At 61.2% G+C, this 12313-nt stretch carries 12 protein-coding genes; 1 reads left to right on the forward strand and 11 read right to left on the reverse strand.

Annotation, left to right across the window (positions count from 1 at the left end; translation table 11 throughout):
* Positions 1-55: 55 nt before the first annotated feature.
* Positions 56-829 (reverse strand): putative hydro-lyase, encoded by a 774-nt coding sequence (locus tag APZ15_RS21565; protein ID WP_027790773.1) that lies wholly within the window; start codon positions 827-829, stop codon positions 56-58.
* A gap of 205 nt (positions 830-1034) precedes the next feature.
* Here APZ15_RS21565 and APZ15_RS21570 point away from each other — a divergent pair, with 205 nt between their 5' ends.
* Positions 1035-1967, forward strand: coding sequence for a LysR family transcriptional regulator (locus APZ15_RS21570; protein ID WP_027790772.1), 933 nt, complete (start codon positions 1035-1037; stop codon positions 1965-1967).
* 885 nt (positions 1968-2852) lie between these two features.
* Here APZ15_RS21570 and APZ15_RS41060 read toward each other — a convergent pair.
* The 10 genes from APZ15_RS41060 to APZ15_RS21610 form a co-directional block, all read right to left on the reverse strand.
* Complete coding sequence (locus APZ15_RS41060; RefSeq protein WP_138143387.1) at positions 2853-3440, reverse strand: hypothetical protein; 588 nt, start codon at positions 3438-3440, stop codon at positions 2853-2855.
* Between the two features lie 47 nt (positions 3441-3487).
* Positions 3488-4051, reverse strand: a complete 564-nt coding sequence (locus tag APZ15_RS41065; protein ID WP_138143388.1) for a hypothetical protein — start codon at positions 4049-4051, stop codon at positions 3488-3490.
* Entirely contained in the window at positions 4035-6137 is a 2103-nt protein-coding gene (locus APZ15_RS21575; RefSeq protein WP_158605824.1) for a hypothetical protein, read from the reverse strand. Before APZ15_RS21575 ends, APZ15_RS41065 begins: the two co-directional genes overlap by 17 nt.
* Positions 6031-6858, reverse strand: coding sequence for a type VI secretion system tip protein VgrG (gene vgrG, locus APZ15_RS21580; protein ID WP_027790770.1), 828 nt, complete (start codon positions 6856-6858; stop codon positions 6031-6033). Before vgrG ends, APZ15_RS21575 begins: the two co-directional genes overlap by 107 nt.
* A 91-nt stretch (positions 6859-6949) precedes the next feature.
* On the reverse strand, positions 6950-7468 hold the full coding sequence (locus tag APZ15_RS21585) for an Hcp family type VI secretion system effector (RefSeq protein ID WP_027790769.1): 519 nt from the start codon (positions 7466-7468) through the stop codon (positions 6950-6952).
* A 582-nt stretch (positions 7469-8050) separates the two neighbouring features.
* Positions 8051-8680, reverse strand: coding sequence for a hypothetical protein (locus APZ15_RS21590; RefSeq protein WP_226153299.1), 630 nt, complete (start codon positions 8678-8680; stop codon positions 8051-8053).
* Positions 8681-9055: 375 nt separating this feature from the next.
* A complete protein-coding gene (locus APZ15_RS21595; protein ID WP_027790767.1) occupies positions 9056-9382 on the reverse strand; it encodes an antibiotic biosynthesis monooxygenase family protein in 327 nt (108 codons plus the stop codon).
* Between the two features lie 65 nt (positions 9383-9447).
* On the reverse strand, positions 9448-10434 hold the full coding sequence (locus APZ15_RS21600; protein ID WP_027790766.1) for a YkgJ family cysteine cluster protein: 987 nt from the start codon (positions 10432-10434) through the stop codon (positions 9448-9450).
* On the reverse strand, positions 10428-11255 hold the full coding sequence (locus APZ15_RS21605) for a MetQ/NlpA family lipoprotein (protein ID WP_027790765.1): 828 nt from the start codon (positions 11253-11255) through the stop codon (positions 10428-10430). The genes APZ15_RS21600 and APZ15_RS21605 overlap by 7 nt, the downstream gene beginning before the upstream one ends.
* Positions 11252-12301, reverse strand: a complete 1050-nt coding sequence (locus APZ15_RS21610; protein ID WP_027790764.1) for a formylglycine-generating enzyme family protein — start codon at positions 12299-12301, stop codon at positions 11252-11254. Before APZ15_RS21610 ends, APZ15_RS21605 begins: the two co-directional genes overlap by 4 nt.
* Positions 12302-12313: the final 12 nt, after the last annotated feature.

Here is a 12313-nt window from a genome sequence, read left to right on the forward strand (position 1 = left end):
GGTATGTGGTGCGGTACGTCGTGCGATATGTGGTGCGGGCCGTCGTCGCCCCGGATCAGAATACGGCCAGCGACGCGTTCGTGATGTCGGTCATCAGCATGTGGCCGGGCGTGTGCGCGATCGCGATCGGCAGCTTCGCGTCCATCAGCGCCGTTTGCGGCGTCACGCCGCACGCCCAGAACACCGGCAGCTCGCCGTCGCGGATCGTCACCGCGTCGCCGAATTCGGGCGCGTTAAGGTCGGCGATGCCCAGTTCGCGCGGATCGCCGAGATGGATCGGCGCGCCGTGCACGCCCGGAAACCGGCTCGTGACCTGCACCGCGCGGATCGCGTCGGCGCCGCGCATCGGCCGCATCGACACGACGAGCTGGCCACCGAAGATCCCCGCCCGGCGGTTCGGGATCGACGTGCGGTACATCGGCACGTTGCGCCCCTCCTCGACGTGGCGCAGGCCGATCCCTTCGCGTGCCAGCATGTCCTCGAACGAGAACGAGCAGCCGATCGCGAACACGACGAAATCGTCGCGCCACAGCGCGTCCAGCGACTCGACGCGCTCGGTCAGGCGGCCGTCGCGATAGACGTTGTAGCTCGGCACGTCGGTGCGGATGTCGAGATCCTCGCCGAGCGCGTCGACCCGGAACGCGCCCGGTTCGCCGACGCCCAGCAGCGGGCAGGCTTTCGGATTCGCCTGACAGAAGCGCAGGAAATCGTGCGCGTACGCATCGGGCAGGATCGCGAGGTTCGCTTGCGCGTACGGACCGCAATGGCCCGCGGTCGGGCCGCGGAATGCGCCGCGGCGCACGGACTGGCGGAATTCGGAAGGCGTCATGAGGTTCTGTCGCTTGTCGGTGTGTCGTCGGGATGACGGTGCCGTGTCATCGGATACGGCGAAGAATAGAAAAGAAAAAATTTTGTCGCCAACGAGTTTTTTTGCGCTTCGTGTATAGAATTTCTTTACACGAAGCCGGGTTTTCCCCAGTCCCGTTCATTTTTTCAGCGGGACAAGCTGCGCGCCCAACGCCTTGCCGACCACCATGAACACGCGTTTTCTCGAAACCTTCGTCACGCTCGCGAAGCTGCGCAACTTCCGCACGACGGCCGCCGCGCTGCACGCGACGCCGGCCGCGATCTCGCAGCGCCTGAAGGCGCTCGAGGACGAATTGCAGACGGTACTCGTCGACCGCGGCAGCCGCGAGTTCCGGCTCACGCCGAACGGCGAATACCTGCTCGGCTACGCGAAAGCCGTGGTCGAGGCGACGCAGGAACTGCAGGCCGCCGCGTCCGGCGAAAGTGCGTTGCGCGGGAAGCTGCGGCTCGGCGTGATCGAGACCGTCGTGCACAGCTGGCTGCCGCACTACATGCGGCGTCTGGCGGCCGACTATCCGCAGCTGGAAATCGACCTGACCGTCGACGTCAGCGTCGTGCTGCAGCGCCGGCTGATGGCCGGCGAGCTCGACCTGATCATCCGCGTGGAAGGCAGCGACGAAGCGTCGGTCGTGTGCGATGCGCTCGCGAACTATCCGGTGCGCTGGATCGCGCGGGCGGGGCTGCTGCCGAATACGCGCTCGGGCCTCGCGCGGCAGGTGCTGCGCCAGCCGATTCTCACGTACGGGCGCGGTACGGCGCCCCACCGTGCGCTCGAGGATATCGTCCGTACCCTTGCGCATGCGCACGGCGTGCCGCTGTCGGACACGCGCATCACCGGGTCGCCGTCCATCTCCGTGATCGTTCAGCTCGTGCGCGACGGTTTCGGTGTCGCGGCGATTCCGGTGCTGTTCGTCGATGCGCTGATCGAGAGCGGCGAAGTCGTCGAGCTGCCGCTGCAGCCGTCGCCGCCGTCGATCGTCGTGTCGATGTCGCGGCGGGCGGATGCGCCGAGGTTCGTGCACGGCGCGTCGATTGCGGCGCGGGTCGCGTGTCACGAGTATTGCGAGAAGAGTACGCGGCGGTTGGTTGAAGCGCTTTGAGGCGTGGGGCGCGCAAGGCGGTGTTTTTCGGGTTCCTGGGCGGGTATCTCGCTTGTGACCAGGACGGGGGCGGGTTCACTTCCTCACCGAGTTGCCCATCGAAGCGAATCCGGCTTCCTCTCACCGCTCGACGTTTCTGGTACGAATCTTGAGTAATTCAATAAACGCACGAACGGATTCGACATGACGCTTTGCCTTGGCGCCAATTTAATTTCCCGGTGCAGGAGGCCTCTCTATAACGGCGTCGACATAAATGGATAGCGGTAGGTTTCTGATGACAAACGGCGACAAGGCTGCCGTATAGCACGTGGCAGGTTACCCTAAGCCCGGCAAATCATCGCGACACAACACATTGTCAACCTCGTACACATCGAACTGTCCCAGCCTCTTGTGCTTCGTTGGATAGAGCCAACCATAGGAACCGCCCATTACATAAAAATACGTTTCCGAGGTAGCGGGTGTACCCAACTAATTTATTCAGATGAAAGATTGGAATATTTTTTAAAGTCATTTTCACCGACAGACTTTCGGCACTTCATTCAAACATAGGTTTAGAAATTTTTAAATTAATAAAATCATCGAAAATACAATAAAACGTCGCCCCCGAAGCTTACTCAGCCCTCAACCCCAACCACCCATTTATTGGCATAACATTATAATGGTACATGCCAAACAAAAGTAGATTTTATCCGCCCCCTCCAACCTCGATACGCCCCCTCCAACCTCGATACGCCCCCTCCAACTGAGTGAACGTATTTATTCATCAAATCCACCGTCTCATCAAATTCATCTTCATTAGCCAATACAACGACCTGAGCTTCTCATGAAACTCCGCCCTTCAAGAGATTGTGTACAAACCTGACGAAAACTTGGCGCGCAAACCATTTACCGAGTTAACCTACCCTTCAGGATGGGCACCCGACGGCGAATCTTCGAGACGTTCCCAGCACGATCGGTATAAGTAATCACAAATCGGTGATCTTCGACCACAACCTCTTTAATGGAGGCAAAAGCATCCATCCCTTGGGGTATATCCAACGCAATCTCCCCAACGACTCGAGATTGCTTTGAGAACATGGCGTACATAGGAAGAGGATTCCGTTTGCTGAGCAAAACAACGCCACGCTCCACGTCATAAGCTTCGACGAAGGGGAACGGACCACCCAGCCCTTTCCTCTCGCTATAGAAGTAGGTTGTCGAACACTGTGTTCCACAAGGAAGGTCAATAACAAAAACTCCGGAAGTCATCGATATATTCGTTGGCGCATTAGGGTAATCGATGATCTTCTTCTCGCCGGCTGAGCCGGATGCATAGATCCCGCAATTCGCACCGCTGCCGAATTCCTGGCATCGCACCTTGATCTGACTAGAACCATCAGGAAAGTTCGTTGATTCATCTAGTGCGACAGCTAAGGCACCGCCTGCAATCAGAACAAGACAACTATATATGGCAAATCTGACAATCCTCATCACGAACACCTTCCAGACTATTCTCTCATTCAATCGGCAGTATTAACGGGTCAATTCATGGCTGCGCAACCATTCATCATCGACGTTATTGCCCGAATCTTCGATCCATCTTTACTCAAAACAAAATACCTTTCTTTACAAGTTTCTCGACCACCATCTTTAGATTCAGCATGATATCGAACTTTAATCAGAAAGCTGTCTGGACGAGTATGCAGATCAATTACAATGGTCCGCCCCTGCGCATCCTTCATGGGCTCAATGCCATTGTTAGAAAACTCTGCAAGCACCATTGATTCCTGCCCACTCAAGAGATCTGAAAGCGTAAAATATCGACACTCCGCACCACAGCTATGCCTAGCAATATAAAATCGACCACCAGCATTCACATCGGGCTGACCTATGAGTTTCCCATAATTATCTCGCCACAATCCCCCATCATTCCTAGCAAAGGACGGAATCTGTATCGGGCCGCGATACACATCAGCTCGATAATTCGAGAATTTTGGAATTACACCTCGAGCATGTGAATTCAAAATACAGAAATTCTGAACTCCAATAAATAAGATGGATAAGACAGCCCATAAAATATACCTTCTATCAATCAATAAGATCATCTAGTGCACCTCGACTCACCGCCAGATCAGATTTTCCAGCAAGCTCTTCACGAACGAGCGTGGTGAATTTTGCATTCAAATCCTCCCAACTTACTCCTCCTTGATCATACGGAGCTCCTGGAAAACTCGCCCATTCCAGTTTGCAATTTGCTTGGAAAACAGCCTTCGAAAGCTCTCCGCTCTTTATGAAATCAAGAGCTTTTCTCTTCATTTTAAGAATGACAACGCAATATCTATCTTGCGAGACAGGCGAGAAATCGCTCACATAAAATCGTTCTCGCCACCTTATCGACGGGGAGTCATCCCATGTGTAACCCATTACCTGGTAAGCGCCGGCAGCAGTAGAACTGTACCCTGAATCTTTAATTAATATTCTCGGATGATCGGAAAATGTTCTACCAAAATCCTTTATGAACGATTTACCACCAAAGAGCCTCTCATACCCTGCCACGCCCTCTGTGCCCTCACTGAATCTTACTGTTCGAAGAAATGCCCTAACGCGCGCCTCCTCAATTGAAATACTGCCGTCAAGAAAATTAATCAATAGTCCTACGGGGTGAATGTGAAACACGAACGAATCAACCGGGAAGTCCTTAACTTTCCCAACGACCGCATCCCACCACACTAATTGCGTGACGCGCGCTTTCTCCGACTCCCAGACCATCTTCGACGACGGTGGTATCAACGCATCGTAGGCATCCCACGCCTTCTTGTCTGCCTTCCATTCACTCGGATAGCGCAGGATGACGCGAGACAGTTGGTAGATGGTGTCACGATCGCGCTGCGCCGCCTTCACTTCGGCCAAGGTGAGCTGACCGTCGTGATTGGCATCGAGCAGCGCTCGCACTTCGCGCAGCGGCACGTCGAGGTCGGCGTCCTTCAATCCCAATCGCCCGCGCTGAAACTCCTCCATCTGCTTGAAGTCGGCAAAATAGCTGCCGTAGGCGGCCGTGGTTGGCTTGGACTCAATCAGTTTGAAGTCCACCCACTCATACGGCGAGTGCAGGGAAACACCAGCATGGCCCGCTTCGCCTACCCAGCCGATGGCGGTGGTGCCAACGGTTTTCAGTCGCACCTGCCACCATGCGTTACCAGCTTCATCCAGGGCAAACACCTTGGGCAGCTCCGTGGGGATTTGTTTGTCCGGTCTCGATTGCTGCAACATGAGCCGTGACACGTGCTGCGGCTGCGCACCGTTTTTGGGGCCGTTGGCTGCGAACGTCAGTGGAAAACTTACCCACCCTTGTGCCAAGTCCGCTGTCAACAACTTGCCTCCTTGGACACTGACCAGCGCAGTGTATGCGTCTTTGGTGATCCAGACCGGTGTTTGGCTGGCAGCCCCGACGAAAACCCCGCGGAAGCGCGTGGCTCCAGGTTGACCGACCGTCCCCTGCCGAGGCACGCGGACGATATCCGCTGCCGTGTACACGGCCCCATCGTTGAGACGGAACAGATTGGCCTCCTTGGCACCCGTCGGCAATTTGGCTTTGCGGTCGATCCACTGCATAACCGCCGTTGGCTTGACTTTGACGTACAGGGCATCGTCAGGCGGCGCACCGTCCAAGGCGACAATGGTATCTACCGGCAGCAAACCGGCCTGCGGCGGCGCGAGTACCGGGTTATGCAATTGGGCATCTGGCGCCACCCGCAGCAGAGTTTTCTGCTGAGGCGTGGCCCTTGCCGCAGCAGCACGACTCTTTTCCAGAAAGGCTCGCAGTTCCGGGCCGACGATGATCTCGTGATGCATCAGCCTGCGGCTCTGCCCCGGATCCTGTACTCGCCGATACTCACCCATGTGGCCCAACAGTTCGCCAGCTTTGACCGCCGGCGGGCTCGCTGGCGTAACCACGACATCAAAGTCCTCCGGCGCCTGGCCTCGTGCTTCCAGCCAGCTCATCGAGACCCATCCGCTATGCGCGGCGGCAGGCACCTCCGTCTGCGCGGTCGATGGCGGCACGATCGCTTTCTCGATCACGCGCTTAATCTTGACCCACTGTTTGTCGCGCTGGAGCACCGTAAAGCGAGCACCGTGTGGCAGGTAGCCAAGGACGGGCGAGTCTTTGGCAAACGAAGGCTTTGCACGCACGCTCAGTCCGATGACCGGCTGATCCGTGGCCCCTTTCGGTACAGTTTGTTTCTCTTTGGCGGTTTCCTTGACGCGACAGATCTTGGCCGGCCAGTACGCGGGACGCTTGGTCGCCGCCGGGCGTCGGGTTGTAGATCACCGGCTCGCCCTGCTGACGGCCGAAGATAAACAGCCGATCGCAGTGGATCAACCGATGCCCATCGGCCTTGTGCTGGAAAGCGTAGAAGAAGCCTTCCTCGCGCAAGATACGTTCGATGAAATCGTAGTCGGTGTCGCCTGCCTGCACGCAATACTCGCGCGCCAGATGCTCGTTGGTGACACGCTGCTCGTAGTCCAGCGTTTGACGGTGTGCCTTGAGCACGGCCGTGGCGATCTCGGGCACGCTCAAAGTCTGGAAGATGCGCCAGTCGGAGGACAGCTTCAGACGCGCCAAACGCGGCTCGACCACCGCGGAATAGCGAGTGCGTCGAAATCCCGTATCACGCTGAACGAACGACGAGATGGCACCATGCACGTAACGCACCGGCTGCCCGCCCTGCCAAATCGTGAGCAGGCCGTTACGATCGAGCACCTCGCCAAAGTCGATGGCGGGATTCGCGCTGGCCAATTCAACCTGCAAGAGAAAGGTCTCGGACAGGCCCTCGTGCAGAGTGAACTCGACGACCTCGAATGATTCGTCGCCGATAGTGAAAGTAAAGTTCAAGTCGGTTCGATCAACCATGAGCGCCCCTTGCCGGCCCGTTATCGGGCCGGCGATCTACATGCTGAGTTGAGCGACCGGCTCAAGCGCCGGTCACACGGGTGACCCGACCTCAGGCTTCCTGGGGCTTGCGCCAGTCGTCCGACGCTTCGGTGCCGGCGATGGCGTGCGTCCAGGTGATCTTGCGGTAGGCCATGGCGACCTTCACCAGCTGGGTGTACTCAGCCTTGGTTGCATCCTGCGCATGCGGCAGCACGGTGTTGATGTTGACGATGGTGGCATCTTCGAGCTTGGTGGTGAAGAAGTGCTCCTGCTTGCCCTCGGTCGACGTGCGATACCACTTCACTTCCACTTCAGGGAGCATTTCACCGGAGGCCAAGGCTTGGTACAGCAGCGGCGTGGCCTTGTTGAGCGGCGAGGTGAAGATGAACGGCTTGTGCACACGCTGGCCCGACGGCTGGCCGCTCTGCGGGTCGGTCGGCGTGGCGATCAGGTGTTCGACTTCCTGGACCAGGATCTGGTCCTCGTGACCTTCCTGATAGACGTTGCCGACGGAGTCGGCCGTGAAGGCGCCTTGCGTGATGTTGCCCTGGGTCTTGCCCTGGATGCTGATATAAGCGGGAGTCGGCATGGATGCAGTCCTTGTTGTTGGAATCGACACGGCCGTCTGACCGTGTTGCCATCGGGAGATGACTGCCTACGTAACGCAATGCCCGTGCCAATTTTCTCAAATCGGCATTTAATCCTTTGATATCAGCGCATTAGTGGGGATGCGCATCGCTCCGCACAGACGACGGGGAACGTGAAGCCACGAAAACTGATTTTTTCGAGTGGAAATCGGGCCATTCGTGGCCCGCTCAACACCAATCGATTGAAAATAAAAGGGATTTACCGGGCCATTTTTGGCCCGACCGAGCCAAAAATGGCCCGATCGCCAAAGCGAACGTCAATCCATACATCGCTGAAGATATGGAAGCCCCGAAGGCCACCCTGCATTCGGGGCTTTTTGCGGCGGTTCGCGAGCGTACGGGCCACTTGCAAGCATGCGGCCACGCTCTTCGCTTCAGCCGGGTTTCACCCGCCTCAGTGCGACCGCCCCGTCTCCGTACCCGGCGCGAACGCGATACCCCGCAACACTTCCGCAAACTTCGCAGTCCGCAGCACGGCAAACTGCTCGTGCGCCGCCGTCGTCGCGCTCGTACTCTTCAACACGTCACGCACGGCAACCAGCCGGTTCGGATCGGCACCGACATCGTCGTTGCCGCTGACCGTCGACGTAATCGCCCAGATAGTCACCGTGCCGTCGCGTTCGACGCGGCCCATCAGGTTGCGCAGGCCCGCCGTCGTCTGCGCGGCCGTTATTGCCGCTGTACGCATTCGTCTCGGTGAAGCGGAAGTGCCCGTGGCAATCGACGCGCGCGATCGCGCGATAGAAGTTCTGCTCGTCCGGGTCCGTCGTATCGACCGCGAGCGGCGTGTTCGAGTTCGACACGTCGATCGCGTTGACCGGCGCGACGTAACCCATGAACGTCAGATAGCTGCCGTCGAGAGACAGGTGCAGCCCGAGTTCCGACTTCGAGCTGAAGCTCGTCACCATCTGGTCGTGCGCGAAACCTTTCTGCAGGCTGTTCGGCACTTCGAGCGTGCCGACGACGACGCCGGCCGGCGTGATCTGGTCGAGGAAGATGCGGAACGTGATGCCGAAGCTGCCGTCGTAGCGGCCGTTGTTCCACACGTACGGGTAGGTGCCGTCGTCCGGCGCGCCGGCAGCCGTGCCGCAGCCGCCGGTGGTCTTCGCGCAGTTCGGCGGCAGGATCGCACCGGCCTGGGGATTGCCCGACACGTTGTCGTACACGCCAGCCCGGCACGAAACCCGGCGCAAAACGGCTGTCGCCGTCGTTGTCGCGCGGGGCAGCCTGCGCGCCGATGCTCGCGGCAATCAGCGTCAGTGCGGGAACGGAAACGGAAACGGTACGATCGCGCAGCGCGCGGCGGCGCTTCGCGAGCAAGGCGACATTCGACATGGACAAGGCTCCGAACGACATCGAGTGAGGACCTTGTTGGTGGACGGACTGGCGACGTGAAGCCCCGCCACCCTAGCCATGCTTGACGAAGAATTTGCACGCGTTACCGCGAAAACCCGCGTCCCAACACGGGCTTCCGGGCGCGGCTCGCCGTTACTTATCTGCAATGCGAAATAAATGATTCAGACAGCCATTCACGCGGATTGCCCTGCATGCGGCTGCGTCAGCTTGCCGTCGCCGTACTCGCGCAGCACCTTCGAAATCACGACGCGATAGCCGTCCAGCCAGCGCGCCTGCTTCGCCTTTGCCTCGCGATGCGCCGGATGCTGCATCAACTGCTGCAGCGCCGCCTCCGACTCCCAGTAATAGACGTTCTGGATCAGCCCCGATTCGGCGTTTTCCCACGTCTCCTCGCCGAGATAGCCGGGCGTCGCGCGCGCCATGTCGGCGATCTGCCGGTCGAGCCGATGAAATTCGTCGTCGTATTGTCCGGCGCGAAAAATGAAGGTCGACGCGTACATGCCTGCTCCATCGAATGCGATTGAAAGAGCGGCGATTGTAAGGCACGCGCGGCGTGCCGCGATCGTCACGCGGCTAGCGGATCGGCACCGGCCCGGCCGGCAAGCCATGCGTCGATGCGCGGCGCGTCTTCACGCATGCCGGCCGCGGGCGCCGGCATCGCGGCCAGCGCGTGCCGTGCACGTTCGAGCGCCTCCCCGAAGCCGCGCAATTCACGCGTCGCCGGGCGGTCGCCGGCATGGCGGCGTGCGAGTGCCGCTTCGATGTTCGCGGCGATCAATGCACGCTGAGCGTCGATGAAGTCGATGCACAGCGTGCGGCAATGCGCGGATACCGACGCAACGGCGAGCAGGACGGGCACGATCGACACGGTCAGGTACCCGCCGGGCGCGAGCCGCGACAGCGCACGATGTCCCTCCTGCCCGCCGCCGGTCAACGATGCGAACACCGCATCGCGCCACACCGCGCGCTCGAACACGAGCGCATCGCGATGCGCATCGAGCGCCGCACGGTCTGCGACCTGTCCGGCCGTCACCAGTGGAATCGGGAAAGAGGATTCGACGGGAGACTGCGCGCCCGCGGTGTCGACAATGCAGTTCGCGCCAAGCCATCCCGCATCGTCGCGCCGCGCGGCCAGCACTCGGGACTGCAACCGGTCGGGCAGCATCGGATCGAGCGGCACCGCGCCGCAGATCGACGGCTTGTCCGCATGCACGCTGCAGCGGCCGTCGTCGGCCAGTGCCGCGCAACGGCCGAGCGACGGATAGTCGTAGCCCTGCAGCGTCAGCACGATCCATTCGCTCCCCGCGATGCCGGTGCGATGAAACAGCTGCCCGGCCAGCGCATCGGAAGCCGCGACATCGTCGGCATCGAGCGCGTATTCACGGCCGCCCGCGCGCCAGCGCTCGCCGATCCGCCGCTTCGGCACGCGACGGATCGTCAGCGCACCGACGAAGCGATGACGATGCCGGAACAGTTCGCGCAACGACAGCGTCGGCGCACTGTTGCAGCAGCGTCCGCATGCGTTGCACGCGAGCAGGTAGGTGTCTACCACGGCCGTCGCACCGAATCCTGGTAGCGCATGAGAATGAAGCGCGCGACGTCGTCCGAGTGATAGGCGGCGACGAGTTGCGTCACCCACGGCTTCGCGCGATCGGCGTCGCGCACCGTCAGCACGTTCGCATACGGCGAGCGCGCGTCCTCGAGGCTGATGCTGTCGCGCGCGGGTTGCAGCCCGGCACGCGCGGCATCGTCGCTGTCGATTGCAACGAACGCGGCCTTGTCGAGCGCTGCGTAAAGGCGCTCCCGGCGCAGCGCGACGAGCTTCAGCCCGAGCCGGTTGCCGGTCACGTCGCGCAGCGTCGCATGCAGGCCGGCCTGCTCGCGCAGCGTCACCAGCGTGTCGTTCTGCAGCAGCACGAGCGCACGCGCCATCCCGCGCGGATCGTCGGGAATCGCGACCGTCGCGCCGGGTTGCAGTTCGTTCAGGTTCTTGAGCTTGCGCGAATACAGCGCCATCGGCAGCGTGACGGTCGGCGCGATTCCGGTCAGGGCGTAGCGCTTCCGCGCGCGCGTCGCGGCAAGCTGTTGCGCGTCCTCGAAGCTGGCCGCGTCGATCTTGCCATCGGCCAGCGCCGCGTCGATGCGCGACGCATCGTCGAATTCGACGACGTCGATGCCGAATCCTCGTGACGCCGCGACCCGCTTCACTTCGTCGAGGATCTGCGCATGCACGCCGCGCGTCACGCCGACGCGGACGGCCGCTGCAGTCGCTGCAGTCGCCGCAGTCGATTCAGCGGCGACGGCCAAAGCCGGATGAACGACCCCGCACGCAACCATCAGCCACGCGCCCAGGTAGTGCACGACGCGCTTCATGACGCATCCCTCAGAATCGTGCGAAATCCGATATGCGACGCGCCGAGATCGGCTTCCTGCTGTTCACGCGACGACGCGCGATAACGCACGCAGTAGTCACGCGAGCACAGGAACGAGCCGCCCTTGATGACCATCGGCGTATCGTGCCGGCGCGTCGGCGGAGCGACGGCCGCCGTGTCGCCGTTGGTATGCGACTGGTGCGGGCCCGTGTATGCGTCCCGGGTCCACTCCCACGCATTGCCGATCATGTCGTAGAGCCGGAACCCGTTCGCCGCGTAGCAGCCGACGGGCGCGAGCCCCGCATGGCCGTCCTCGGCCGTGTCGAGCACCGGGAACGCGCCCTGCCAGTAGTTCGCGGCCGGCTTGCCCTGCGCGTCGCGCGGCGCCGCGTCGAGCGACGCGTCGTCGCGGCCGGCCTTGCCCGCGTATTCCCATTCGGCCTCGGTCGGCAGGTCGCGGCCGAGCCACCGCGCATACGCGAGCGCATCGCGCTGCGTGACAAGCGTGACGGGCAGGTTGCCGATCCCGTCGACGCCGCTGCCCGGCCCGCGCGGATGACGCCACGACGCGCCCTTCACCCACGACCACCACGCGAGGTCGCGCGCGTTCATCTCGTCGCGTGTCGGCACATGGAACACGGCCGCCCCGCCCTGCTGCTCGGCCTCGGTAACGTAGCCGGTCGCCTGCACGAACGCGGCGAACTGCGCGATCGTCACGTCGGTCTGGTCGATCCAGAACCCGCCGACGCGCGTGCGGCCGTCGCCCACCGGGCGCTCGTCCGCGTAGCCGCGCGTGCTGCCGAACACGAACGCGCCGCCGCGCAGGTGCACCATCCCGGCCTTCGGGTCGTCGCGCCACCCGGCCGGCAGCCCCGAATAGCGCGCGCACTGCCGCTCCGAGCCGAGCGGCGCGAGTGCGCGGCCGCGATTCGCGTCGTCGAATGCGTCGCCCCCCGGCGCGACGGGATTCGCATAGCCGGCCGCGAACGCGGCGGCGAACAACGTGGCAGCCAGCGCCGCGCCGATCGTCCAGAACCGGAACCGCATCGTGTCGCCCCG

Source organism: Burkholderia cepacia ATCC 25416 (genome assembly GCF_001411495.1).
GTDB lineage: Bacteria > Pseudomonadota > Gammaproteobacteria > Burkholderiales > Burkholderiaceae > Burkholderia > Burkholderia cepacia.